This window comes from Mesorhizobium sp. M0306 (genome assembly GCF_040321655.1).
Taxonomy (GTDB): Bacteria; Pseudomonadota; Alphaproteobacteria; order Rhizobiales; family Rhizobiaceae; genus Mesorhizobium.
This window is the reverse complement of record NZ_JAMYRY010000001.1, coordinates 681,361-704,371: the sequence shown is the minus strand read 5'-3', so window position 1 is coordinate 704,371 and position 23,011 is coordinate 681,361. Positions and strand designations below refer to the sequence as shown.

Genomic DNA, 23,011 nt, shown 5'->3' with positions numbered 1-23,011 from the left:
GTGCCGGTCGCCGCCTTCACAATGTAATCTGGGCAAGCGGTTTTCGGGCAGGGCCGTGGATGACCGAACCGTCGGCGGCGAAGATCGAGCCGTGGCAGGGACAATCCCAGGTGTGGTCCGCATTGTTCCAGGTCACGGTGCAGCCCTTGTGGGTGCATGTCGCCGAAACCGCCTGGAGTGCGCCTTCGGTGTCTCTCCACGCCGCAATCTTTTCGTCTCCCCTGACGATCACGCCACCCATGCCGGGCGCAATGTCGTGGGTGCTCGAGACGATCGATTGGCTGCGGCCATTCTTGTGGAAGCCCTCGGGATAGGGCCGCGCGGGATCGTAGAGTTTTTGCAGTGGGCTCGGGCGGTCGCAAATCAGGTCGGCGATCATCGTGCCCACGGCCGTCCCGTTGGTGATGCCCCAGGCGTTGAAGCCCGTGGCAATGTGGAAGCCGGCGGCCTTGGCGGGATCGGGTTCGCCGGCATATGGGATCCTGTCGGCCGTATCATAATCCTCGTTGCACCAGCGCCACGCGACGTCGCCGACCGGAACGTTCTTTCTTGCCCATTTTTCCAGTTCGACAAACCGCTTCGCCACGTCGCCATCCCAGCCGGTGTTGAATTTGGGGCCAAGCACGACCAGCAGCGGACCTTCGGCATCACGGCCCGTGCGGATGGAATGCGTCGGGTCGTCGATGCCGATGAACATGCCGTCGACAGGGAGGGGATCATCGAGCCGAAAGGCCATCACGGTGTGGCAGCGCGGTTGCGTCCGGTTCGCCATGCCCATGGGGCTCTTCACCGTCATGTTGGTGGCGACGACGACGTGCCCGGCATCAACGGCGCCGCCATCTGTGACGACGCGCCAGCGGCTTGCCTCGTCGATCGAGGTGGCGCGGCTGTTTTCGAAGATCCGACCGCCGCGGGCCGTCACCGCTTCCGCCAGGCCAACCAGATACATCGCCGGATTGAACTGCGCCTGGTCGGGGAACCGTAATGCCGCGGCCGTTTCGAAAGGCAGCGGTGCGCGTTCGAGAACCTCGGCCTCCAGCCCGACCTGGCGCGCGGCCTCCGCCTCGGCCGCGACCTTCGCGCGCCGGCTTTCATCGCAGGTGTACGTATAGGCGTCCTTGCTCTCGAAATCGCAGACGATGGCGCAGTTGTTAACCCAATCGCGGATTTGTCGGGCGCCGGCGGAATTCGCATCGGCATAGGTCTGCGCCAGGTCCCGGCCAACGCTGTCGATGAGATGACGATAGATCAGCGCATGCTGCGTGGTGATCTTGGCCGTCGAGCGGCCGGTCACCTGTCCGCCCGTGCGCAGGCCTTCGAGGACGACCACCGACCGGCCCGCCTCGCAAAGCCGAAGCGCCGTCGTCAGCCCGACAATTCCAGCACCCACGACAACGGCGTCCGCACGGATCGAACCTTCGAGCTGGGGATAGTTCGTGGAGGTGGCTGCCGCCACCCAACAGCTTCCCGGTTTTCCCAAGAGAATGGCCATTTCAACCGCGTCCCTTGCGTCTCGATGCACTTCCATCGACAACCGCGCCGGCGGAGGAACGTTCCCGAGCTTGGTCGCTTTCAATCATTGTCTCGCCACCCCGGGTCAGAAAAGCACCGGGAAGATGCGAGGTGCAGGCCATCACCCAGGTGATCGCCTCGCGGTCGTATTCATCGCCCGAGCGCCATTCCTCGAAGAAGGCGTTCAGCCTATCGACACGCGCCGGCCAGATACCGGCGGCCTGCAGGCCGAGCGAAACGCCGTAATTGGTGAAGGCGAACTTGGTATCGCGCAGCCATGGCGCGCGGCTGAAATAGCCGGGCGGGTCGACCCACATCGTTTCCAGGGTTCGCAGCGAACGCCTCGTCTGGGCGTCGGCCCACGGTTCGTCGGGAAAGAAATGGGCGAGCCACAGCATCATGCCGAGGCCGAGGTCCTGCTCGATGTCGAGGGTGCGCCAATCGCGCTGCATCAGGTCACGCATCTGCGCGATCTCGGGCGCCAGTGCGTCGTCATCGAGCATCCGGTAAGAGACGTAGCCGTCATAGGCATCCATGCTGCCGAGGCCGTAGCCGGGGTAAGGACCGCTCAAATCCTCCTGCATCTTCCAGATCACGCCGCGGCCAGGGGCCACAAAGGCCGGGTGAATGTCGCGCGCCAGCGCAATGCCGCGCTTGCGGTATTCCGGCTTCAGATCGCCGAGACGCGCCAAGGCGAACAGCCACATCGCCAGATAGTGGAAATACTGGCCGTTGCGATCGGCCGCTTCGCCGATCCTCAGTCCGCGCCGGCGGCCGAGCACACGCTCGACATCGGCCACCAGCCGCTCGGCCGCGTCCAGCCAGCGCTCTTCGCCAGTTCCTATGTAAAGCGAGACGTAGAGCACGACCCCGAATGCATCGGTCCACAGATACCGCAAGCCGTTGGGCCAGATGCCTTCGGCGCGCATCCAGTCGAGTTTTCGCAGGACATAGTCGACGTCACGCAGCATCGCGGCAAGTCCCGAGTCCACGGCAGACTGTGCCGATGTTCGGTTCCATGCGATTGCGAGCATGCGGCATATCTGCCTCCTCCGGTTGACCTGGCCAGATATCGCGAAACGATCTGATCGGCGGCAGGTTCCTTGGCCGCTTTCACCGGCGCGACCGGGAATCCTCCGCCTGATCATGAGTTTGCGAATCGGCTTGGACGGTGCCGGGACCACGTGGCCCGAACTCATGCCCGGACTGGCCGAGAATACGGTGACAGTGCATTTTTTGCCGTGTCTCGCGGCTGTAGCGATGCACTGTCAGGCAACTCATTGAAAAAGCATGGTGATCCCGACAGGAATCGAACCTGTGACCTACAGATTAGGAATCTGCCGCTCTATCCTACTGAGCTACGGGACCATCGCGCCCGACACATAACCGCTTCGGATCGTTTCGCCAAGAGGCAGCTAGGCTGCTCGCTTGGGTTCGACAGCGAACGGGCTCAGGCCCAGCCAGGCCTGCATCTTACGGGCGATATCCTGGTCTCCCGTCAACATAACTTTCGCCCCTGCCTTCTCGACGGTGATCAGCCCCATCCAGATTTCGGTCATGGTGTGCAGGTCGGTCGAGACGTAGAGATCGACATCGAAGCCCGGATCGTACCAGCAGAGGTCGACCTCGCCGTGCTTCTCGACGATCAGCCACCACGACCGTTTGGAAGCGGGGAGCTCCTGGTATAGAAATTGTATCACGGTGCGGCCGTCGGGGAGCGGCGACGCGTTGAGGTTGCGCCGCATGTCCCACATCAGCAGCGACGGATCGAGGTTCTTCAGCGACAGCCGCGACTCGACCCATTTCTGCCCCCAAAAGCCCATCGCCTCGACGACGGAACGCAGATCCCGGCCGGCCTCTGTCATCCGGTATTCGAAGATGCCTTTCTCGCCGCGCACCTCCTTGCGCTCGACGATCCCGGCCAGCTCGAGCTCCTTGAGGCGTTGCGACAGAAGGGTCGGCGACATTTTGGGGACGCCGCGGCGCAGATCGTTGAAACGGGTCGAGCCCGCCACCAATTCGCGAAGCAGAACCATGGTCCAGCGGGTGCACAGCACCTCCGCGGCCATCGATAACGGGCAGAACTGCTTGTATCCGGACTGGGTCATGATGTTGCCTTCCCCTCAAACTCCGCCGGGACAATAGGCCTTTCCCCGCGGCACGGCGAGTACAGAAACTGTACCGGCCCAGTGTGGTGGATTTGAAGTTCCTGCTTTCTGGTGGCATCAGCGTCAGGAACTTCAAATCCAAAACCACACTGGAAATCCAAGCACTTGCTGGTGTGGCTTTTGAATCCGAAATTCGCTCGCTGCGTTGCTCCAAAGTGAATGCGAATTTCGGATTCGCCACACCAGTACAGATCGCGGACTGGCAGGCGCCGGCCTTGCCATGCGACCCCTCTGCCGCTGCACGGGATACCCCTGTGCACGACCAGGAGACATAACCCATGACCGCTTACGTTATCGCAGACATCAAGGTGAGGGACCCGAAGTGGATGCCGGCCTATGCCGCGTCGGTCCACGACCTCGTTCACAAGCACGGCGGCAGATATCTGTCGCGCAGCGGCAATGTGAAGACGCTCGAAGGCAAGCCGCTCGACACGACGCTGATTGCCTTGATGGCGTTCCCGACCGAGGCAGCGGCGCGCGCCTTCACCGACGATCCTGCCTACGCACCCTTCGTTTCGGCCCGTCAGGGCGGCAGCGACAGCCGTTTCCAGCTGATCGACAACTCCGATCTGGCCGGAACGATCCCGTATCTGCCGAAGGGATGATCCTTCCGGGCATTCGTCGCATCGGGATAGGGATCTCCCAGCAACAACAGCCACAGCGCCCACCTGCCGGACCCCCTTACTTCCGGCGGCCGGCCGGGCTGTGCTTTTCAAGAAGAATGGAATGACCATGACAATCAACTTTCGCAACAAGTTCCTCGCTGCCGCGGCGCTGCTGTCCGCCTGCACCGCATTGGCGCAGGCGCATCAGGCAGCGCCCGCGTCCGGTCCCAATCCGCTGGCCGACAAGGTGCGAGCCGCCAACAGCCGCTTCGAGAATGTGGCGGCGGCGACCGCCGAGGGCTATGCGCCCATTCCTTGCGCCAGCGGCATCACCGGCGGCGCCATGGGCATCCATTACGTCAATCCCGGCTACCTCAAGGACGACGCTGTCGATGTCGCCAAGCCGGAAGCGGTGATGTACGAGCCGATGGCCGACGGCACGCTAAAACTGATCGCGGTCGAATACATCACCTCGAAAGGCCCTGCCTCGCTCGATGGGCATCTGTTCAACTTCAACAGCGCGCCCAATCGCTATGGCCTCGGCCCGTTCTACGAGCTGCATGTCTGGGCCTGGAAAGGCAACCCGACCGGCGCGTTCGCCGACATGAACCCGAACGTGTCGTGCGAACCGACGACTGCTGCCAGCCAGTAAGCAGCCGAGCCAGGCGGCGCCAACGCCGCCTGGCCGTTGGAATGTGGCGGCAGGCCCCAAAGCGATCGGGATAGCGGAACCTTCGGGATGCCGGCGCGCTTTAGTGTCCCGAAGGAGACACCGCATGAGCGCCACCAAAGAGTTCTTTGAAACCTGGCTGCAGGAGAATGTCGGCAATTTGCCGGCCGAGAGCGAGGTGAGCGTCGCCGTCCTGGCGCAGCAATTCGAACAGGATGCCGACGCTGCCGGCTATGGCCACGAGGTTCGCGAAGACGAGCTCGGCAACATCCAGGAGGCGATCGAGGCAGCGTTGAAAAAGGCGAGAACCGGCGACGAACCGCAGAATGCGGTCCCGATCGAAGACAGTGAACTGGCGCCAGTCATGGAGGCGCTGGAGGTCGAGGATCCGAAGAGCGGGCCGTGACCCGAATCGCTACGCCGCCAGCGCCGTCTCCGCCAGCTTCACCCAATAGCTCATGCCGTGCGGGATGACCTCGTCGTTGAAGTCGTAGGCCGGGTTGTGCAGGCCGGCGGTATCGCCATTGCCGATGAAGATGAAGGCGCCCGGCCGCGCTTCCAGCATGTAGGAGAAATCCTCGCCGCCCATCACCGGCTGGATCGCGCGGTGCACATGACTGTCGCCGGCGACGTCGGCCGCGATGTCGCTGGCAAAGACCGTTTCTTCCGGATGGTTGAAGGTGACGGGGTAATTGGCATTGTAGTCGACCTCGATCGTCGCACCGAAGGCAGCACCCAGGCCTTGGCAAAGCGCGCGGATGCGCTCTTCGGCCTTCTTGGCAACCTCCTTCTTCAGCGTGCGTACCGTGCCGGCGATCTCGGCGCTCTCGGGAATGACGTTATAGGCGTCGCCGGCATGGAATTTCGTCACCGAGACGACCACCGCCTCGACCGGATCGGTGCTGCGCGAGGCGATCGTCTGCAATGCGCCGACAAGCTGGCTGGTGATGACGATCGGATCGATGGTGCCGTGCGGCATCGCCGCGTGGCCGCCCCGGCCCTTGACGGTGATGGTGAATTCGGCGGTCGCCGCCATGATCGGGCCCGGCCTGATGGCGAACTGGCCGACCGGCAGGCCCGGCATGTTGTGCATGCCGAACACCTTGGAGATGCCGAAGCGCTCCATCATGCCGTCCTTGACCATCTCGTTGCCGCCGCCGCCGCCCTCTTCGGCCGGCTGGAAGATGACCGCGACGGAGCCGGCGAAATTGCGCGTTTCGGCGAGGTATTTGGCGGCACCCAACAGCATCGCGGTGTGGCCGTCATGGCCACAGGCGTGCATCTTGCCGGGGACGGTCGAGGCATAGGATTTGCCGGTGATCTCGTTGAGCGGCAGGGCATCCATGTCGGCGCGCAGGCCGATGGTCGAGCCTTCGCCGTGGCGGCCGCGGATGATGCCGACGACGCCGGTCTTGCCCAAACCCGTCACGATGTCGTCGCAGCCGAAAGCCTTCAGCTTCTCGGTGACGAAGGCGGCGGTCTTGAAGACGTCGAAATTCAGCTCCGGCGTCTGGTGCAAATGGCGGCGCCAGCCGGCCACCTCGTCCTGCATTTCGGCGGCTCGGTTCAGGATCGGCATGATGGTTCCATTTCGCTGTTGGAGCAGGCGGTCTTGGCCTGCTGCTTTGCAATTGTGCCTGCTGCCTTGCAACCATGCACGCAGCTTTGCATTGTGCTGCTGCTTCCACATTGTGATCGGCAGCACTTTGCCATGTTGACGTCACATAGAGTAAATAGCACCGCGACTGTGCTCCGGGAACAGAGGGCCGGACCATTATCCTGGCGATCGTGTAACGAAATCTTACGGAGCCAGGTGCGACTGCGGCAAGAGGCTATTTCGGTTTTCATGATGCGCTACAGGCATTTCCTCAAACTGTTGGTGGCGGGCGCGGTGGTGCTTGCGGCGCTGGCCGGGCCTGCCTTGGCCAATCCGACCATCCTGTTCGACCTGAACAGCGGCAAGATCCTGCAGCATCAGGAGGCGTTCAGGCGCTGGTACCCGGCATCGCTGACCAAGCTGATGACCGCCTATGTGGCGTTTCGGGCGATTGCCGCGGGCGAGGTCCAGCTCGATTCGCCGATCAAGGTGACGAAACATTCGGCCGGCGAGCCGCCGAGCAAGATGGGCTTCAAGCCGGGCTCGGTGATGCGGCTGGACAATGCGCTGAAGATGATGCTGGTCAAATCGGCCAACGATATCGCCATGGCGGTCGGCGAGAATATCGGCGGTTCGCAAGCGGCTTTCGCCGAACGCATGAACGCCGAGGCGCGGAGGCTCGGCATGAGCGGGTCGCATTTCGTCAATCCGAACGGGCTCTATTCGCCGGACCAGTATACGACAGCGCGCGATCTCGCTTTGCTGGTGATGGCGATCCGCAAGGAATTCCCGCAATATGCTCCCTGGTTCTCGATCGAAGGCCTCGCCGTCGGCAAGAAGGCGATCTCCAACTACAACCTGCTGATCGGCCGCTATCCGGGTGCCGACGGCATGAAGACGGGTTTCGTCTGCTCGTCCGGTTTCAACATGATCGGCTCGGCGACCCGCAACGGCCGCACACTGGTCGCCGTAGTGCTCGGCGAACAATCGGCCGTCACCCGCGCCGAGGCGGCGGCAAAACTGCTCGACCAGGGCTTTGCAACGCCGGCGCCGAGCTGGCTGACGGTCGCGGCGCTGCCTGCCTATGGCGACACCGTGTCGGCCAACGACATGAATGACGAGATTTGCAAGAAGAAGCCGGCCGAGGAGCAATCGGAAGCAGCACCCGCCGTCGGCGACAAGGGCAAGGACGTGCCGAAATCGCCCTATCAGGAAAAGCTCGACCATGTGCCGACGCTGATCGCCGTCGGCCTCGGCGGCGCCACGGGACCGAAGCCGAAGGCGATGCTCGACGCCTCCGGGCAGGAATATGCCGACGTGCCGCTGCCGACATGGCGGCCGGACCGGGCGCCGCCGGCCGGCGCCGAGCCGGCCGTGGCGGGATCCACCACCGCCGCGCAGGTCCAGCAGCCGGCCAAAGCGCTGAACTAGCCGCATGGTCGGCTTCCCGATCCCCGTTTCGGTGCTCACCGGCTTTCTCGGCGCCGGTAAGACGACGCTGCTCAACCGGCTGCTCCGGGATCCGGCACTCGCCGACACCGCCGTCATCATCAACGAGTTCGGCGAGGTGGCGATCGACCATCTCCTGGTCGAGCAGGCCTCCGACGGCATCATCCAGCTCTCCGACGGCTGCCTCTGCTGCACGGTGCGCGGCGAGTTGGTCGACACGCTGGCCGACCTCGTCGACCGCCTGCAAACCGGCCGCATCGACCGGCTTGCCCGCGTCGTCGTCGAGACCACCGGGCTCGCCGATCCCGCCCCCGTGCTGCAGTCGATCATGGCGCATCCGGCGCTGGTCCAGGCCTTCCGGCTCGACGGCGTCATCACCCTGGTCGACGCCGTCAACGGCAATGCGACGCTCGATGTGCATGTCGAGGCGGTGAAGCAGGTGGCCGTCGCCGATCGCATCGTGCTCAGCAAGGCCGACCTGGCCACGGATGCAGGCGATGTCGAGGCGTTGCGGGCGCGGCTCAGTCACCTCAACCGGGGCGCCGTGGTGCTCGACGCGAGCCAGGCAAGCGCGGCGACCCTGTTCGATAGCGGCCTCTACAATCCGGCCACCAAATCGGTCGATGTGCAGCGTTGGCTCGGCGAAGAAGCCGGCCACGACCATGACCACAGCGGGCATGACCACAGCGGGCACGATCACGACGGGCATGACCGTGGCGATCACCATCACCATGGTCATGGCCATAGGCACGATTCCCGCGTGCGTTCGTATTCGCTGGTTCATGACGGGCCGGTGCCGTTTTCGGCAATCGAGATGTTCCTCGATCTGCTGCGCTCGGCGCATGGCGAGCGCCTGTTGCGGATGAAAGGCGTCATCGAACTTGCAGAAGATCCGTCGCGGCCGCTGGTTATCCATGGCGTGCAGAAGATCCTGCATCCGCCGGTGCAACTGCCGGCCTGGCCGGACGGCCAGCGCGGCACCAGACTGGTGCTGATCACGCTCGACATGCCGGAAGACTATGTCCGCCGGCTGTTCGCCGCCTTCACCAACCGGCCGTCGATCGACACCCCGGATCGCGCAGCACTGGAAAGCAATCCCCTGGCTATTGCCGGGCGTGGGTGAAGCTGCCGATCTCCCCCCTCGAGGGGGAGATGGCCGGCAGGCCAGAGGGGGGTCGGCGCGGCCGGACGCGGCCTCCTGCGGCAGATCAAGGTTGGCGCTTTACGCGAGGCGACCCCCTCTGTCGCCTTCGGCGACATCTCCCCTCGAGGGGGGAGATTACCCCCGCTCAGCCGCGCTCGACCAGGAAGCGGTGGCCGCCCGATATCGCCGTCGTTTCGACCAGCCGATGGCCGCTCTCGGCGCAGAAGGCGGGAATGTCGATGACGGCGAGCGGGTCGGTGGTTTCGAGCCAGAGCCGGCTGCCCGGCTGCATTGCGGACAGGCGCTTTTTTGCCTTGAGCACGGGCAACGGGCAGTTCAGGCCTTTGAGGTCGTAGACGGCGGCGGAGTTGGTTGAGGGCCTGTCTTCTTGGCCCCCATCTTCTTGTTCAAGCATGAAGCTCAGCCGCCAAACATGCCGAGCAGCTTTTTCTTCAACCTTGTCGCCGTGCTTTCGGCGTCCGCAGCCTGCGTTTCGACTGCCGGAGCGGCCTCCGATGGCGCTACGGTGGCGGTGGCGACAGGCATCTCGGCGGCGGTCTTGGCAGCTTCCTTTTCGGCCAGTGCCTGGGCTTTGGCAGCTTCCTTCTCGGCCAGGGCCTGCGCCTTGGCTGCCTCTTTCGCGGCCTTCGCCGCTTCTATGGCGGCTAGCCTTTGTTCCTCGGCCTTCTGCTTGGCGGCCTTTTCGGCGTCGAGCGCCGCCATCTTGCGGCCCGCCGGCGAATCGACGCGGCCCATGCGCGCCGTTTCGGTCACCGTGCCGTCCGCGTTGAGCGACGGCGGCTCGATCGGCACGCGTTCGCCGCGGGCACGCCGTTTCGACCAGTCGGAAACGATGCTGGCTTCCTTGATCCCGGCGATGGTCGGCTTGGGCGCCGGCACGCTGGCCTTGACGGCGCCGTTGAAGGCCGCCTCATAGGTGCTTTGATAGGCGTTGATGGCGCTCTTCAGCGAATCGGGCTGGGTGGTCGCAGGGCAAGGGCCGGTCGGATTGAAGGCCGAGCCGTCGGCCGCAACCTGGTTGAAGACGTAGCGTTTCTCGCAGACGTCGACTTTCGGCGGCACCTTGGTGACTTCGAAATTGTCGTAGCCGACCTTCAGCATCTTCCAGAATTCGTAGTTCGGGTCGTTGCGGTAGCGCGCCATATTGGCGGCGGTCATGCGGAACGGAAAAGCCTGGATCTGGAACTCGGTCTGGCCGCCCTGGAAGGCGTCGCGGCCGAAAGCGTAAATCTGCTCGATCTGCGCGTCGGTCATCGAATAGCAGCCAGACGACGAGCAGGCGCCATGGACCATCAGGTTGGAACCGGTGCGGCCATTGGCGCGGTCATAGGCGTTCGGGTAGCCGATGTTGAAGGACAGGTGATAATTCGACCGCGGGTTCATCTGTGCCGGGCGGACCGTGTAAAAGCCTTCCGGCGCCTGGCGGTCGCCTTCGGTGAACTTCGGCCCGAGCTTGCCCGACCATTTGCAGATGTCATAGCTGGCGACCAGGTCGTAGCGGCCGTTGGTCTTGGCCTTCCAGATTTCGAGCTTGCCTTCTTCCTTGAAGATGCGGGCCATCACCGAAGAGGTGCGGACCATGCCCTTGGCCTTCATTTCGGTCAGGATCTTGTCCGGCAGCGGCTTGTTGGCTTGCGGCGCAAAATCCTTCATCGAAGCATCGTTGCAGCCGGCGACGCCGATCGCAGCGATCAGAACTCCGGTGCGGGCAAGCTTGGCTAACATGGATATCGCTATCGTCTTCATCTCTGCGCCGCGGATGCCGCAGCTGCTAAACTGACCACTGACGGACCCTAAGCCCGTTAACCTTGAAAATTCCTTACCGCAAGCATGCTGGAGCGTCCCCTTACGGCAAGCTCACTGAGCCGAATGCAGCGGCATTTTTGTGGCGAAATTGCTCCACGCCGTCACATTTCAGGCCGCGTGCCTGCGTTGATTACAGATTGCGGCCCATCGCCAGGTATTTCTCGCGACGATGCTCGCGGAAGTCGGTGTTGGCGCCGGAAAATTCCTTCATCGTCCTGGCGATGAGGTCGCCGGTGGCGGCGATAACCGTCTCGGGGCCGCGATGGGCGCCGCCGAGCGGCTCGGCAACGATGGCGTCGATGATCTTCAGCTCCAGCAGGTCCTGCGCCGTGATCTTCATATTGGTCGCAGCATCCCTGGACCGCGTGGTGTCGCGCCACAGGATCGAGGCGGCGCCCTCCGGCGAGATCACCGAATAGATGGCGTGTTCGAGCATGTAGACGCGGTTGGCGGTGGCGATCGCTATGGCGCCGCCCGAGCCGCCTTCGCCGATCACCACCGAGATCGACGGCACCTTCAGGCCAAGGCAGGCGGAAGTCGAGCGGGCGATGGCTTCCGCCTGGCCGCGCTCTTCGGCGTTGACGCCGGGATAGGCGCCGGCAGTGTCGACCAGCGTCAGCAGCGGGATCTGGAAGCGGTCGGCGAGTTCCATCAGCCGCACCGCCTTGCGGTAGCCCTCCGGCCGCACCGAGCCGAAATTATGCTTCAGCCGGCTTGCCGTGTCGGAACCCTTCTCCTGGCCGATGATCGCCACCGGCTCGCCACGGAAGCGGGCGAAGCCGCCGACGATCGCCTGGTCCTCGCCGAAATTGCGGTCGCCGGCGAGCGGCGTGAAATCGGTAAGCAGGCCCTTGATGTAGTCGATGCAATGCGGCCTGTCCGGATGGCGCGCCACCTGCACCTTCTGCCACGGCGTCAGCGCCTTGTAAGCGTCGCGCAGCGCATCGCGCGAGCGCTTCTCGAGACGGGCGATCTCATCGCCGACATCGACCGCCTCGCCGTTCTCGGCAAGCTTCTTCAGCTCGAGGATCTTGCCTTCGAGATCCTGCACAGGCTTTTCGAAATCGAGGTAATTGTACATTCTTGGGCGGACCGGCAAGTCGGAAGGCAATGACTGACGCAAGCCTGAAAATGCAGGCTGGGCGCGGTGGAACGTCGTTCTCACATAGCGACATGACGCCTAGTCGGCAAGCGGATGATGATCGTTAACCAGGCGCACCAGCCGCTCTTCCAGCACATGCGTGTAGATCTGTGTCGTTGAAATATCGGCATGGCCGAGCAACTGCTGCACGGCCCTGAGATCGGCGCCGTTTTGCAGCAGATGGCTGGCGAAAGCATGGCGCAGCACATGCGGCGATATCTTCGCCGTGGCAATGCCGGCCCGCGCGGCAAGCCCTTTCAGCTCGCGGGCAAAGACCTGTCTCGAAAGATAGCCGCTGTCCGAGGCGGCCGGAAACAGGAAGGGGCTGTCGGCAAAAGCCGGCACCGCCGCCCGTGCGGCGAGCCAGGTCCGCATCGCCGTGCGCGCCTTGGCCGACAGCGGCACCATGCGCTCCTTGTTGCCCTTGCCGCGGACCATGAAGAAGCGGTCGTCGCGCTGCGCCACCGTCACGGGAAGGCCGACCAGCTCCGAAACGCGCAAGCCGGTGGCGTAGAGCACCTCGACCAGCGCGTGGAGGCGCAGCGCCGCGAGCCTGTCGCCGTCATGCATGGAGGGGTCCATCGCCTCCTGCGCGGCGCGGTCGAGCAGCCGGCCGGTGTCGGCCTCGCTCATCGTCTTCGGCAGCGGCCGGCCTTTCCTCGGACTGTCCAGCGTGCCGGTCGGATCGTCACCGCGCAGACCCTCGGCGTAGAGGAACTTGAAGAACTGCCGGATCGCCGACAATTTGCGCGCCTGCGAAGTGGCGGCAAAGCCGCGCGCGGCGATGTCGTCGAGATAAGCACGGATGGCGGCGCTGGTGGCAGCGGCAAGCCCGCCGCCGATCCCGGCGGAAGCGTCCTCGAGGTCGCGGCGATAGGAGGAAAGCGTGTTTTCGGCAGCGCCGCGCTCGGCGCTCATCATCTCCAGGAAGGCTTCGATGCGGGCGGCGCTGTTCATTTTTTGGGATTGAGCTTTTCCGGAGGGATACGCACGCTCATTTCCGCCTTTCTCGGCTCGACGAACATGACCAGGGCGAACATTGCGCCATAGACAATGCCGGCAAGAATCGCGAGCGTCACGACAAAGCGAAACAGTGTTGGCATTAATTTTCGCCCGTCGTCTTATTCTGCATTTCCAACCCTGTGCCCTTATGAGACGCCAATCCGGCCAATTCAAGGACCAAGCCCATAACAGGTCCCGGTTGCGTCGCGCTTGACGCAAACAGGCTTTTGATGTCGATACGCCGGCAAAGAGGCCGTAGAAACATGAACGCGCTACCAGCAAATCCTCCGGGCGAGAGCCATGCCGCGCTGCTCGGCCGGCTGGGCGGCCGTTCCATCGTCTTTGTCGGGCTGATGGGCGCCGGCAAGACGGCGATCGGCCGCAAGGTGGCGGCGATGCTGGCGCTGCCCTTCATCGACAGCGACCAGGAAATCGAAACTGTTTCGCGCATGAGCGTCCCGGACCTGTTCGAGCGCTATGGCGAGGCGGAGTTCCGGGCGCTGGAGCAGCGCGTCATCCTGCGTGTGCTGGAGCACGGGCCGCAGGTGCTGTCGACCGGCGGCGGCGCCTTCATGAACGCGCAGACGCGCGAGGCGATCGCCAGCCATGGCGTTTCGGTTTGGCTGAAGGCAGAGATCGACCTGTTGATGGAGCGCGTTTCCAAGAAGCAGAATCGGCCGCTGCTGAAAAGCGCCGAACCGCGCGCCGTGCTCGAACGGCTGATGGCGGAACGCTACCCGGTTTATGCCGCGGCCGACGTCACCGTGCCGACCCGCGACGACCGCAAGGAGATCATTGCCGCCGAAGTGGTGGACGCGCTGCGCGGCCACCTTGGCGTTGCCGACATTGACGAGGTGCGGTCGTGAGCGCTGATGCAGCGGTCTCTGTCGAAGTCGGGCTTGGCGAGCGTGCCTACGACATTTTGATCGGTCCCGGCCTGCTGGCACGCGCCGGCGCCGAGATTTCGCGCCGTCTGCCGGGGACGCGGGCGGCGGTCATCACCGACGAAAACGTCGCGGCCGCGCATCTCGCAACGCTTGCGGCCGGCCTGGCAAGCGGAGGCATCCAACATGCCGTCATCACGCTGCCGCCAGGCGAAAAGACCAAGAGCTTTGCGCATCTCGAAGAGGTGGTCGACGGCGTGCTGGCCGCCAAGCTGGAGCGCGGCGACGTCGTCATCGCGCTCGGCGGCGGCGTCGTCGGCGACCTCGCCGGCTTTGCCGCCGGCATCGCGCGGCGCGGCATGAACTTCGTGCAGGTTCCGACCTCGCTGCTGGCGCAGGTCGATTCCTCCGTCGGCGGCAAGACCGGCATCAACAGCAAGCGCGGCAAGAACCTGGTCGGGGTGTTCCACCAGCCCAGGCTGGTGCTGGCCGACACCGAAGTGCTCGACACGCTGCCGATCCGCGAGTTTCGCGCCGGCTACGCCGAACTGGCAAAATACGGGCTGATCGACCGGCCGCAGTTCTTCGCCTGGCTGGAAGAAAACTGGCGCCAAGTGTTTGCCGGCGGGCCGGAGCGGGGAGAGGCCATTGCCGAGGCCTGTCGCGCCAAGGCCGACGTCGTTGCCCGCGACGAGTTCGAGACCGGCGACCGCGCCCTGCTCAATCTCGGCCACACCTTCGGTCACGCGCTGGAGGCGGCGACCGGCTATGACGGCGCAAGGCTCGTGCATGGCGAGGGCGTCGCCATCGGCATGGCGCTGGCCCACCGCTTTTCGTCAAGGCTCAATTTGGCGAGCCCCGACGATGCGGCGCGTGTCGAGGCGCATCTTCGCGCCGTCGGCCTGCCCTGGCGCATGGCCAACATTCCAGGCGAACTGCCCGATGCCGAGACGCTGTTCTCCTTCATCACCCAGGACAAGAAGGTGTCGCGCGGCGCGCTGACCTTCATCCTGACGCGCGGCGTCGGCCAGGCCTTCATCGCCAGGGATGTGCCGGCCTCGGAAGTGCTGGCGTTCCTCAGGGAGAACCATCCGGGATGAGCCAGGCCGGCTGGATCGCGGCTGCCGTGCTCGCCGGCCTCGGTCTGCTGGGCTTCGTCTTGCGCCGGCGCCTGCTCGCCGCCTTCGGCTACGAGCTGCAGCGCATCGAGCCGCAGCGCTCGGCGCATGAGGAATTGCGCGGCGCCGTCGACGATTTCCGCCGCGACGGCCAGGTGGTGCGCGAGGACCGCGCCCGCATCGGCGGCCTGTTCGACCTCGAGGAGCTCGAAGTCTCCGACGTCATGGTCCACCGCACCAATATGCGCTCGGTCAACGCCGACGACCCGCCCGAAGCGGTGGTTCGCGAGATCCTGCAGAGCCCGCACACCCGCATGCCGTTGTGGAAGGGCTCGCTCGACAACATTGTCGGCGTGCTGCACGCGAAGGATCTGCTGCGCGCGCTGAACGAGGTCGGCAATGATTTTTCCAGGATCGACGTGATGAAGATCGCGTCGAAACCGTGGTTCGTGCCTGACACCACGACGCTGCAGGAGCAGCTCAACGCCTTCCTGCGCCGCAAGGCGCATTTCGCCATCGTCGTCGACGAATATGGCGAGGTCGAGGGACTGGTGACGCTGGAGGACATCATCGAGGAGATCGTCGGCGAGATCGCTGACGAGCACGACATCGACATCCAGGGCGTCAAGCAGGAGGCCGACGGCTCCGTCGTCGTCGACGGCACGGTGTCGATCCGCGACCTCAACCGGGCGCTCGACTGGCACCTGCCGGACGAGGAAGCCACCACCATTGCCGGCCTTGTCATCCACGAGGCGCAGTCGATCCCGGACGAAAAGCAGGCCTTTACGTTTCACGGCAAGCGCTTCGTCGTCATGAAGCGCGACAAGAACCGGATCGCGCGGTTGAGGATCAAGCCGGCGATGCTTGGCGAATGACAGTGCGCGCCCCATGGCAACTGTGGGTAGTCAGGAGTTGATGACGATCGATCGGCGAAGCCTGCTTCTGGCGTCGATGGCGGCGCTGCTGCCGGGACAGGCGGCGGCATTGCGGCTGCGTTCGCCGTCGCCCGAAACCTTCGACTATGGGCCGGCCAAGCTCGACATCTATTCCCGCGACGGCGCAAACAGCCTGCCGGTCGTTTTCTTCGTCCATGGCGGCGCCTGGCGGGTCGGCAACCGCAACAATGTCAACTCCAAGCCTGGTTTCCTGCTCGACAATGGCTTCTGCTTCGTCTCGATCGACTACCGGATGCTGCCTGAAGCCGATGTCGCCACCCAGGCGGCGGATGTCGAACTGGCCTATCGTTACGTCCGTGCCAACATCGCCAGGCATGGCGGCGATCCGGGCCGAATCGTCGCCATGGGCCATTCGGCCGGCTGCCATCTCGTCGCATTGACCGGCCTGCGCGGCGGCCTGCCCGGCGTCGCGGCGCTGGTCCTCGACGACACCAGGGCCTACGACCTAGAGGCACTGGCCAGGAGCGGCGGCATGGAAGGGGTCTATGCCCGCGCCTTTCCCGATCCGGCGCAGTGGCGCGCGCTGTCGCCTGTCACCTATGTCGAAGGCCGCAAGCACCCGGCAACCTTCATCGCCCATTCGCGGGCGAAGACCCGTGCAGCGGACGCGCAGGCCTTTGCCGGGCGTCTGCGCGCCACCGGAACCAGAGTCACGCTGTTCGACGGTAGCGCCTATTCGCACATGTCGATCAATCGCGACTTCGGCACCGAGGGCGATGCATTGACCGCCGCGGTGATGGCTTTCCTGAGGGCGAGCCTCGGCTGAATTACCAGCGGGTCGTTTCGCCGGGCGCTGCCGGCTCGATTGCCAGGGCGTGGACGCCGGATTTCAACTCCTCGGCCAGCAGATCGTTGACGGCGCGGTGACGCTCGACGCGGCTCATGCCGGCAAAGGCGGGCGCGACGATGCGGACGCGGAAATGCGTCTCACCGGCGCCATCGAAGGTGGCGTGATGGCCGGAATCCACATGATGATGCCCGGCATGGAGATGGCTTTCGTTGATGACGTCCAGCCGTTCCGGCGAAAACGCCTTTTTCAGCTTATCTTCCATCGTTGCCTGTATGGACATCGCCGCTTCCCTTCACCACATCTACGTCATCGCACAAAATTCGCCATTCGCCGGTTTTATGCCGCGATTCAGCGGTTAGGGCGATCATCGCGAAAATGTCAATTCTTGTTTCGCATCCGCGAACAGCCCATAAATGGGTGAGATGAAGCCGTACCCAAAATATTTCGAAAAGATTCGCATCCGCCCGGAGAAGGACGCGGAGCTGAAGTCGCGTTCGCCGATCTGCCAGTGGGATGGCTGCAAGGAGGCCGGTACCCACCGCGCCCCGGTCGGACGGATGAAGGAAGGCGAGTATTTCCAGTTCTGCTTCGACCATGTGCGCGAGTACAACAAGGGCTTCAATTATTTCTCGGGCGTTCCCGATACCGAGATCGCCCGCTTCCAGAAGGAAGCCATGACCGGCCACCGGCCGACCTGGAAAATGGGCGTCAACGGTGCCTCGACACGCTCCTCGCCCGACTTCGCCCAGGCGCGCTCCGGCCGCGCCGGCTACTACAATCGCATGCGCGATCCCTTCGACCTGTTCAAAGGCCCGAAGGACCCGCGCGAAGCACGCGAGCGCAAGGCCAAGCCGCTTGAGGCCAAGGCACTGGAAACGCTTGGCCTTGATACAAAGGCAAGTGGCAAGGATATCAAGGCGCGCTATAAGGAACTTGTGAAACGCCACCATCCGGATGCGAATGGCGGCGACAGAGGTTCGGAAGACCGGTTCCGCGATGTGCTTCAGGCGTATCGCGTGCTCAAGCAGGCAGGTTTGTGCTGAGCGACCTTACGGTTCGTGTCGCTTTCCAACTTTCATAAGGTTGGAAAAGGCTCTAAGACCGCCCCCGAACAAAATCGATTGCCGGCGAAACGCGGCGTTTCGCTTGTGGAGACGTTGATAGAGATGAACAAGGTCGATCGCGACATCGCCAACCTGCCCGACACCACGGTGTCGGTGAAGGAGACATTCGGCTTCGACTCCAGGATGGTGGTGCCGGCCTATTCGGTGACGAGCGAGCATGTCCCCGACATCGATCCGGACTACCTGTTCGACAAGAACACGACCATGGCGATCCTCGCCGGCTTTGCCTATAACCGCCGGGTCATGGTGTCGGGCTATCACGGCACCGGCAAGTCGACGCATATCGAGCAGGTCGCCGCCCGCCTCAACTGGCCCTGCGTGCGTGTCAATCTCGACAGCCATGTCAGCCGTATCGACCTCGTCGGCAAGGACGCGATCGTCGTCAAGGACGGGCTGCAGATCACCGAATTCCGCGACGGCATCCTGCCCTGGGCCTACCAGCACAATGTTGCGCTGTGCTTCGATGAGTACGATGCCGGCCGCCCGGACGTGATGTTCGTCATCCAGCGGGTGCTGGAATCGTCGGGCCGGCTGACGCTGCTCGACCAGAGCCGGGTCATCCGCCCGCATCCGGCCTTCAGGCTGTTTTCGACCGCCAACACGGTTGGGCTGGGCGACACCACAGGCCTCTACCACGGTACCCAGCAGATCAACCAGGCGCAGATGGACCGCTGGTCGATCGTCACCACGCTGAACTATCTGCCGCACGACAATGAGGTGAACATCGTGCTGGCCAAGGCCAAGCATTATCGCGATGGCAAGGGCAAGGAGATCGTCAACAAGATGGTGCGTGTCGCCGACATGACGCGCTCGGCCTTCATCAACGGCGACCTGTCGACGGTGATGAGCCCGCGCACGGTCATAACCTGGGCCGAGAATGCCGAGATCTTCGGCAATATCGGCATGGCGTTCCGGCTGACCTTCCTCAACAAATGCGACGAGCTGGAACGCTCGCTGGTCGCCGAGTTCTACCAGCGCGCTTTCGGCGAAGATCTGCCGGAGAGCGCCGCCAACGTCGTGTTGGGCTAAGCAGAGTCTCGATGGCGGGTCCGGGCGACAACACGCGAAACAAATCCAAGACCGGCGCTGAGAACGACAGCTTCAAGCGTGCCGTCACCGTCTGCATGCGCGCGATCGCCGGCGACAAGGATCTCGAAGTCGGTTTCGCCAAGGACCGGCCGGCGCTGGCCGGCAGCCGCGCCCGGCTGCCCGAACTGCCGAAGAAGGCCTCGAAGGCGGACATCGCCATTACCCGCGGGCTCGGCGATTCCATGGCGCTGAAGCGCGCCTGCCACGATGTGCGCATCCACACCAGGCTGGCGCCGGAAGGCAAGCAGGCCCGCGCCATCTATGACGCGGTCGAGCAGGCCCGCGTCGAGGCGATCGGCTCTCGCGCCATGCAGGGTGTCGCCGACAATATCGGCTCGATGCTCGAGGACAAATACGCCAGGGCCAACCTCGTCGACGTCAAGGACAAGGCCGACGCGCCGATCGAGGAAGCGCTGGCGCTGATGGTGCGCGAAAAGCTGACCGGGCGCACTGCGCCGAAGAGCGGCGAACGGCTGGTCGATCTCTGGCGCCCCTGGGTCGAGGAAAAGGCCAGCGCCGACCTAGACGGGCTGTCGGCAAAGCTCGACGACCAGCAGGCTTTCGCCCGCGTCGTGCGCGACATGCTCGCCTCCATGGAGATGGCCGAGGAGCTCGGCGACGACCAGGAGACGGAAGACTCCGAGGACAACGACGAAAACCAGCCGCAAGGCGAGGAGCAGAGCGAAGAGGGCGGCGAGGACGATTCCGGCTCCGAGCAGTCGCAGTCCGAGGATACCGAGGCATCGTCCGACGACGAGCAATCGGCCGAGACGGAAGCCTCCGACGCCACCGCCGAGGATCTCTCCGACGATGACGACGCCGATGCGGAGACGCCCGGCGAGGCGCGCCGCAACGACAACCCCTTCACCAATCTGCCGAAAGAGATCGACTACAGGGTCTTCACCACGGCCTTCGACGAGACCGTAGGCGCGGAGGAATTGTGCGAAGAGGAGGAGCTCGACCGGCTGCGCGCCTTCCTCGACAAGCAGCTCGCCAACCTTTCCGGCGTCGTCGGGCGGCTGGCCAACCGGCTGCAGCGTCGCCTGATGGCGCAGCAGAACCGCTCCTGGGATTTCGACCTCGAAGAGGGCTATCTCGATCCGGCGCGGCTGGTGCGCGTCGTCATCGACCCGATGCAGCCCCTGTCCTTCAAGCAGGAGCGCGACACCAAATTCCGCGACACGGTGGTGTCGCTGGTGCTCGACAATTCGGGTTCGATGCGCGGCCGCCCGATCACCGTCGCGGCGACCTGCGCCGACATCCTGGCGCGCACGCTGGAACGCTGCGGCGTCTCGGTCGAAATCCTCGGCTTCACCACCCGCGCCTGGAAGGGCGGGCAGGCGCGCGAGAAATGGCTGAAGGAAGGCAAGCCGCCGAACCCCGGCCGGCTCAACGATCTGCGCCACATCATCTACAAATCCGCCGACCATCCGTGGCGGCGGGCGCGCCGCAATCTCGGGCTGATGATGCGCGAGGGCCTGCTCAAGGAAAACATCGACGGCGAGGCGCTGCTGTGGGCGCATAACCGGCTGATCGCGCGGCCGGAGCAGCGCAAGATCCTGATGATGATCTCGGACGGCGCGCCGGTCGACGATTCGACGCTGTCGGTCAATCCGGGCAATTATCTCGAGCGGCATCTGCGCGCCATCATCGAACTCATCGAGACGCGCTCGCCGGTCGAGCTTTTGGCCATCGGCATCGGCCACGACGTCACCCGCTACTATCGCCGCGCCGTCACCATCGTCGATGCGGAAGAGCTGGCCGGCGCCATGACCGAACAGCTGGCCTCGCTGTTCGCCGAGGAAACTGTGCGCGATACGCGGCGCGGCAGCATGCGGCGCGCCGGATGATTTTTTCCCGCGGCGGCTTTTGGCAGAAGCTTTTGGCCGCCACTGCGTTGTTAGGCATCAGTTTGGCGCCGGCTATCGCTGCCGGCCCGGCCTCGGTCGAGCCGGCCGAAATCTCGGCACGGCCGATCAGCGAATTCCACATCGGCCGGCCGGACAAACAGTTCGGGCCGCTCGAATTCGTCGGCGGGCTCGAAATGACCTCGCCGACGCGCGATTTCGGCGCGCTGTCGGCGCTTCGGTTCCTCAAGCCCGGCAGCGATTTCATCGGCGTCGCCGACACTGGTTTCTGGTTCTTCGGCACTCTCGTCCACGATGCCGACAAGCGGCCTTCCGGCATCGAGAATTTTCGCATGCAGCAGATGGTCGATGCGGCCGGCCAGCCGATCGGCGAGAAATGGGCGGTCGATGCCGAAGGCCTCGCGGTCCAGGACGGCATCGCCACGGTCGGCTTCGAGCGCGATCACCGTATCGCAGAGTTCAAGATCGACCCGGACGACATGAAGGCGCCGTTCAGGCAATTGGACTTCCTGATCCCGGCCGGGGAACTCCGCCGCAATCGGGGCTTTGAGACCGTCACCCGCGCCCATCCTTACGGACAGCACGCGGGCGGGCTGGTCGTGGTGTCGGAAAAGAGCCTCGACAAAGCCGGCAACATCTTTGCCGCGATCATCGAAGGGCCTCGCAAGGGCGTCTTCACCGTCAAGCGCAATGGCGATTTTGATATCACCGACGGCGCGTTCCTGCCGGATGGCGACCTGTTGCTTCTGGAGCGCAGTTTTTCGATGGCCGGCGGCGTCAAGATGCGTCTGCGGCGCATCTATGGCGAAAGCGTCGAGAAGGGCGCCGTTGCCGACGGGCCGGTGCTGCTTGAAGCCGACATGGGTTACCAGATCGACAATATGGAAGCCCTCGACGTCTGGACCCGCGACGACGGCGCGCTGATCGTGTCGCTGATGTCCGACGACAACCACTCGATCCTGCAGCGCAACCTCTATCTGGAATTCGTCCTGCACGAGGATTGACGCGCGATCGGCCATTGACCGGCTGACGGCGATGCTGGCGTTTCCGCGCCGTTTCGCAGCTCGTGTAATTTCCCTTGGCAATGCCCCCTGGCAATAACCTGCGGGTTCCAGCCAGATTCGCCGCCTGCAAAAAACACTTTAGTCAAGACTTGACAATTTGTGCCATCGAAGGGACACTCAAGTCTATGCTTAAGTATTCCGAGATCGACAGCATCCTGCGAGCTCTTGCCGAGCCGACGCGCCGGGCAATCCTGGAAAGGCTGAGCCGCGGGCCGGCCACCGTCAGCCAGTTGGCGGAGCCGTTCGGCATGACGTTCGCCGCCGTGCTCCAGCATCTTCAGGCGCTGGAAGCGTGCGGGCTGATCCGAAGCGAGAAGGTCGGACGCGTGCGCACCTGCCGGATCGAGCCCGGCGGGCTCGCCCCGCTCGCCGACTGGATCGCCGCGCGCCGTACGCCGGCCGAACGCCACCTCGACCGTCTCGGCCAGATCCTGGCGGAGACTTCCCAACCGAACGCAACACTCCACGACCAGGAAAAGGACGACAAGAAATGAACCAGATTGCGCCCGTGAACGACGAGCACTCCGTCATCCATTCGACCTTCACGATCGAGCGGACCTATCCACAATCGCCCGAGCGCGTCTTCTTTGCCTTTGCCGACAAGGCGACGGTGCGGCGTTGGCGCGTCGAAGGTGACGGCTTCACCATCGCCGAATTCACCTTCGATTTCCGTGTCGGCGGCGGCGAGGTTTCGCGGTTCAGCTATCAGGGCGGCCCGGAAATCAGGCTCGATGCGCAGTTCCAAGACATCGTCCCTGACCGGCGCATCGTATTTTCCTACCGGATGGCGGTCGGGCCGCAGCCGCTGTCGGCGTCTCTCACCACCGTCGAGCTTGCACCTTCCGGCGACGGCACCCGCCTGACCTATACCGAACAGGGTGCGTTCTTCGATGGCGTCGATTCAGCGCAAGGGCGCGAGGAGGGCACGCGCGGGCTGCTGCAGGCGCTCGCTGCCGAGCTTCAGAACGCGCAGTAGAGGTTCGTCGGGGTATCGGGCGGCGTC

General features: G+C 64.1%; 26 protein-coding genes and 1 tRNA gene. 16 read left to right on the top strand and 11 right to left on the bottom strand.

The annotated features are described in order from the left end of the window. Nucleotides 1–16: 16 nt before the first annotated feature. The 4 genes from NKI95_RS03575 to NKI95_RS03560 form a co-directional block, all read right to left on the bottom strand. A complete protein-coding gene (locus NKI95_RS03575) occupies nt 17–1,492 on the bottom strand; it encodes an FAD-dependent oxidoreductase (RefSeq protein WP_352714253.1) in 1,476 nt (491 codons plus the stop codon). 1 nt (nt 1,493) lies between these two features. After that, the gene (locus NKI95_RS03570) at nt 1,494–2,546 is read right to left on the bottom strand and encodes a hypothetical protein (RefSeq protein ID WP_352714251.1); all 1,053 of its coding nucleotides are present in this window, start codon (nt 2,544–2,546) and stop codon (nt 1,494–1,496) included. Nucleotides 2,547–2,803: 257 nt separating this feature from the next. Then, nucleotides 2,804–2,880, bottom strand: a tRNA-Arg gene (locus NKI95_RS03565). 47 nt (nt 2,881–2,927) lie between these two features. Continuing rightward, nucleotides 2,928–3,620: a winged helix-turn-helix transcriptional regulator gene (locus NKI95_RS03560; RefSeq protein ID WP_352714249.1), complete on the bottom strand. Its 693-nt coding sequence runs from the start codon at nt 3,618–3,620 to the stop codon at nt 2,928–2,930. A gap of 86 nt (nt 3,621–3,706) precedes the next feature. Between NKI95_RS03560 and NKI95_RS03555 the strand changes: the two genes are divergently transcribed. The 4 genes from NKI95_RS03555 (at nt 3,707) to NKI95_RS03540 (ending at nt 5,361) form a co-directional block, all read left to right on the top strand. Then, on the top strand, nt 3,707–3,955 hold the full coding sequence (locus NKI95_RS03555) for a hypothetical protein (RefSeq protein WP_352714247.1): 249 nt from the start codon (nt 3,707–3,709) through the stop codon (nt 3,953–3,955). A gap of 3 nt (nt 3,956–3,958) precedes the next feature. After that, nucleotides 3,959–4,285, top strand: coding sequence for a DUF1330 domain-containing protein (locus NKI95_RS03550; protein WP_023677873.1), 327 nt, complete (start codon nt 3,959–3,961; stop codon nt 4,283–4,285). Between the two features lie 127 nt (nt 4,286–4,412). Continuing rightward, the gene (locus NKI95_RS03545) at nt 4,413–4,937 is read left to right on the top strand and encodes a hypothetical protein (RefSeq protein WP_502896926.1); all 525 of its coding nucleotides are present in this window, start codon (nt 4,413–4,415) and stop codon (nt 4,935–4,937) included. A gap of 124 nt (nt 4,938–5,061) precedes the next feature. Next, on the top strand, nt 5,062–5,361 hold the full coding sequence (locus NKI95_RS03540) for a hypothetical protein (protein ID WP_292659131.1): 300 nt from the start codon (nt 5,062–5,064) through the stop codon (nt 5,359–5,361). Nucleotides 5,362–5,370: 9 nt separating this feature from the next. Here NKI95_RS03540 and NKI95_RS03535 read toward each other — a convergent pair whose 3' ends face one another. Continuing rightward, nucleotides 5,371–6,534, bottom strand: coding sequence for a M20 aminoacylase family protein (locus tag NKI95_RS03535; protein WP_352714245.1), 1,164 nt, complete (start codon nt 6,532–6,534; stop codon nt 5,371–5,373). 270 nt (nt 6,535–6,804) lie between these two features. Here NKI95_RS03535 and NKI95_RS03530 point away from each other — a divergent pair, with 270 nt between their 5' ends. Together NKI95_RS03530 and NKI95_RS03525 are read left to right on the top strand one after the other, a co-directional pair. After that, nucleotides 6,805–7,983 carry a D-alanyl-D-alanine carboxypeptidase family protein gene (locus NKI95_RS03530; protein WP_352714582.1) on the top strand — a complete coding sequence of 393 codons (1,179 nt, stop codon included), beginning with the start codon at nt 6,805–6,807 and terminating at the stop codon, nt 7,981–7,983. A 4-nt stretch (nt 7,984–7,987) separates the two neighbouring features. Then, nucleotides 7,988–9,124, top strand: a complete 1,137-nt coding sequence (locus tag NKI95_RS03525) for a CobW family GTP-binding protein (RefSeq protein WP_352714243.1) — start codon at nt 7,988–7,990, stop codon at nt 9,122–9,124. Nucleotides 9,125–9,290: 166 nt separating this feature from the next. On the opposite strand, the gene NKI95_RS03520 is transcribed toward NKI95_RS03525, so the two are convergent. The 5 genes from NKI95_RS03520 to NKI95_RS03500 form a co-directional block, all read right to left on the bottom strand. Next, entirely contained in the window at nt 9,291–9,560 is a 270-nt protein-coding gene (locus NKI95_RS03520; protein ID WP_352714241.1) for a sulfurtransferase TusA family protein, read from the bottom strand. Nucleotides 9,561–9,565: 5 nt separating this feature from the next. Continuing rightward, complete coding sequence (locus NKI95_RS03515) at nt 9,566–10,891, bottom strand: L,D-transpeptidase family protein (protein WP_352714239.1); 1,326 nt, start codon at nt 10,889–10,891, stop codon at nt 9,566–9,568. A 211-nt stretch (nt 10,892–11,102) separates the two neighbouring features. After that, nucleotides 11,103–12,053: an acetyl-CoA carboxylase carboxyltransferase subunit alpha gene (locus NKI95_RS03510; protein WP_292664002.1), complete on the bottom strand. Its 951-nt coding sequence runs from the start codon at nt 12,051–12,053 to the stop codon at nt 11,103–11,105. A 99-nt stretch (nt 12,054–12,152) separates the two neighbouring features. Further along, on the bottom strand, nt 12,153–13,070 hold the full coding sequence (locus NKI95_RS03505; protein ID WP_352714237.1) for a site-specific tyrosine recombinase XerD: 918 nt from the start codon (nt 13,068–13,070) through the stop codon (nt 12,153–12,155). Beyond that, complete coding sequence (locus NKI95_RS03500; protein WP_023677884.1) at nt 13,067–13,216, bottom strand: hypothetical protein; 150 nt, start codon at nt 13,214–13,216, stop codon at nt 13,067–13,069. The genes NKI95_RS03505 and NKI95_RS03500 overlap by 4 nt, the downstream gene beginning before the upstream one ends. Before the next feature lie 162 nt (nt 13,217–13,378). Between NKI95_RS03500 and NKI95_RS03495 the strand changes: the two genes are divergently transcribed. Genes NKI95_RS03495 through NKI95_RS03480 form a run of 4 tightly spaced genes read left to right on the top strand, consistent with a single transcriptional unit; the run spans nt 13,379 to nt 16,839 of the window. After that, nucleotides 13,379–13,981 carry a shikimate kinase gene (locus tag NKI95_RS03495; protein WP_352714236.1) on the top strand — a complete coding sequence of 201 codons (603 nt, stop codon included), beginning with the start codon at nt 13,379–13,381 and terminating at the stop codon, nt 13,979–13,981. Continuing rightward, complete coding sequence (gene aroB / locus NKI95_RS03490) at nt 13,978–15,099, top strand: 3-dehydroquinate synthase (protein ID WP_352714235.1); 1,122 nt, start codon at nt 13,978–13,980, stop codon at nt 15,097–15,099. Before NKI95_RS03495 ends, aroB begins: the two co-directional genes overlap by 4 nt. Next, nucleotides 15,096–15,992: an HlyC/CorC family transporter gene (locus tag NKI95_RS03485; protein ID WP_352714234.1), complete on the top strand. Its 897-nt coding sequence runs from the start codon at nt 15,096–15,098 to the stop codon at nt 15,990–15,992. The genes aroB and NKI95_RS03485 overlap by 4 nt, the downstream gene beginning before the upstream one ends. A 40-nt stretch (nt 15,993–16,032) precedes the next feature. After that, complete coding sequence (locus NKI95_RS03480) at nt 16,033–16,839, top strand: alpha/beta hydrolase (protein ID WP_352714232.1); 807 nt, start codon at nt 16,033–16,035, stop codon at nt 16,837–16,839. A gap of 1 nt (nt 16,840) precedes the next feature. Here the strand turns inward: NKI95_RS03480 and NKI95_RS03475 are convergent, their stop codons facing one another. Beyond that, nucleotides 16,841–17,143: a BolA family protein gene (locus NKI95_RS03475; protein WP_352489390.1), complete on the bottom strand. Its 303-nt coding sequence runs from the start codon at nt 17,141–17,143 to the stop codon at nt 16,841–16,843. 133 nt (nt 17,144–17,276) lie between these two features. On the opposite strand from NKI95_RS03475, the gene NKI95_RS03470 reads away from it, so the two are divergent. From NKI95_RS03470 to NKI95_RS03445, 6 genes are all read left to right on the top strand, one after another. After that, nucleotides 17,277–17,906, top strand: coding sequence for a J domain-containing protein (locus tag NKI95_RS03470; protein ID WP_254816626.1), 630 nt, complete (start codon nt 17,277–17,279; stop codon nt 17,904–17,906). A gap of 123 nt (nt 17,907–18,029) precedes the next feature. Further along, a complete protein-coding gene (gene cobS, locus NKI95_RS03465; RefSeq protein WP_352489391.1) occupies nt 18,030–19,016 on the top strand; it encodes a cobaltochelatase subunit CobS in 987 nt (328 codons plus the stop codon). An 11-nt stretch (nt 19,017–19,027) separates the two neighbouring features. After that, nucleotides 19,028–20,926 (top strand): cobaltochelatase subunit CobT, encoded by a 1,899-nt coding sequence (gene cobT / locus NKI95_RS03460; protein ID WP_352714230.1) that lies wholly within the window; start codon nt 19,028–19,030, stop codon nt 20,924–20,926. Beyond that, nucleotides 20,923–21,948 carry an esterase-like activity of phytase family protein gene (locus tag NKI95_RS03455; protein ID WP_352714228.1) on the top strand — a complete coding sequence of 342 codons (1,026 nt, stop codon included), beginning with the start codon at nt 20,923–20,925 and terminating at the stop codon, nt 21,946–21,948. The genes cobT and NKI95_RS03455 overlap by 4 nt, the downstream gene beginning before the upstream one ends. A gap of 185 nt (nt 21,949–22,133) precedes the next feature. Beyond that, on the top strand, nt 22,134–22,502 hold the full coding sequence (locus tag NKI95_RS03450; RefSeq protein ID WP_292664933.1) for an ArsR/SmtB family transcription factor: 369 nt from the start codon (nt 22,134–22,136) through the stop codon (nt 22,500–22,502). Then, nucleotides 22,499–22,984, top strand: a complete 486-nt coding sequence (locus tag NKI95_RS03445) for an SRPBCC family protein (protein WP_352714226.1) — start codon at nt 22,499–22,501, stop codon at nt 22,982–22,984. Before NKI95_RS03450 ends, NKI95_RS03445 begins: the two co-directional genes overlap by 4 nt. Nucleotides 22,985–23,011 lie beyond the last annotated feature (27 nt).

Bases quoted from the DNA above. Each gene is read 5' to 3' on its own strand.
- NKI95_RS03450 (WP_292664933.1), top strand. From the start codon at position 22,134: ATGCTTAAGTATTCCGAGATCGACAGCATCCTGCGAGCTCTTGCCGAG.
- NKI95_RS03455 (WP_352714228.1), top strand. From the start codon at position 20,923: ATGATTTTTTCCCGCGGCGGCTTTTGGCAGAAGCTTTTGGCCGCCACT.
- NKI95_RS03545 (WP_502896926.1), top strand. From the start codon at position 4,413: ATGACAATCAACTTTCGCAACAAGTTCCTCGCTGCCGCGGCGCTGCTG.
- NKI95_RS03560 (WP_352714249.1), bottom strand. From the start codon at position 3,620: ATGACCCAGTCCGGATACAAGCAGTTCTGCCCGTTATCGATGGCCGCG.
- cobS (WP_352489391.1), top strand. From the start codon at position 18,030: ATGAACAAGGTCGATCGCGACATCGCCAACCTGCCCGACACCACGGTG.
- NKI95_RS03530 (WP_352714582.1), top strand. From the start codon at position 6,805: ATGCGCTACAGGCATTTCCTCAAACTGTTGGTGGCGGGCGCGGTGGTG.
- NKI95_RS03550 (WP_023677873.1), top strand. From the start codon at position 3,959: ATGACCGCTTACGTTATCGCAGACATCAAGGTGAGGGACCCGAAGTGG.
- NKI95_RS03505 (WP_352714237.1), bottom strand. From the start codon at position 13,070: ATGAACAGCGCCGCCCGCATCGAAGCCTTCCTGGAGATGATGAGCGCC.
- NKI95_RS03510 (WP_292664002.1), bottom strand. From the start codon at position 12,053: ATGTACAATTACCTCGATTTCGAAAAGCCTGTGCAGGATCTCGAAGGC.
- NKI95_RS03540 (WP_292659131.1), top strand. From the start codon at position 5,062: ATGAGCGCCACCAAAGAGTTCTTTGAAACCTGGCTGCAGGAGAATGTC.
- NKI95_RS03480 (WP_352714232.1), top strand. From the start codon at position 16,033: ATGACGATCGATCGGCGAAGCCTGCTTCTGGCGTCGATGGCGGCGCTG.
- NKI95_RS03475 (WP_352489390.1), bottom strand. From the start codon at position 17,143: ATGTCCATACAGGCAACGATGGAAGATAAGCTGAAAAAGGCGTTTTCG.
- NKI95_RS03470 (WP_254816626.1), top strand. From the start codon at position 17,277: ATGGGTGAGATGAAGCCGTACCCAAAATATTTCGAAAAGATTCGCATC.
- NKI95_RS03525 (WP_352714243.1), top strand. From the start codon at position 7,988: ATGGTCGGCTTCCCGATCCCCGTTTCGGTGCTCACCGGCTTTCTCGGC.
- cobT (WP_352714230.1), top strand. From the start codon at position 19,028: ATGGCGGGTCCGGGCGACAACACGCGAAACAAATCCAAGACCGGCGCT.
- NKI95_RS03570 (WP_352714251.1), bottom strand. From the start codon at position 2,546: ATGCTCGCAATCGCATGGAACCGAACATCGGCACAGTCTGCCGTGGAC.
- NKI95_RS03520 (WP_352714241.1), bottom strand. From the start codon at position 9,560: ATGCTTGAACAAGAAGATGGGGGCCAAGAAGACAGGCCCTCAACCAAC.
- NKI95_RS03445 (WP_352714226.1), top strand. From the start codon at position 22,499: ATGAACCAGATTGCGCCCGTGAACGACGAGCACTCCGTCATCCATTCG.
- NKI95_RS03535 (WP_352714245.1), bottom strand. From the start codon at position 6,534: ATGCCGATCCTGAACCGAGCCGCCGAAATGCAGGACGAGGTGGCCGGC.
- NKI95_RS03500 (WP_023677884.1), bottom strand. From the start codon at position 13,216: ATGCCAACACTGTTTCGCTTTGTCGTGACGCTCGCGATTCTTGCCGGC.
- NKI95_RS03515 (WP_352714239.1), bottom strand. From the start codon at position 10,891: ATGTTAGCCAAGCTTGCCCGCACCGGAGTTCTGATCGCTGCGATCGGC.
- NKI95_RS03485 (WP_352714234.1), top strand. From the start codon at position 15,096: ATGAGCCAGGCCGGCTGGATCGCGGCTGCCGTGCTCGCCGGCCTCGGT.
- NKI95_RS03495 (WP_352714236.1), top strand. From the start codon at position 13,379: ATGAACGCGCTACCAGCAAATCCTCCGGGCGAGAGCCATGCCGCGCTG.
- NKI95_RS03575 (WP_352714253.1), bottom strand. From the start codon at position 1,492: ATGGCCATTCTCTTGGGAAAACCGGGAAGCTGTTGGGTGGCGGCAGCC.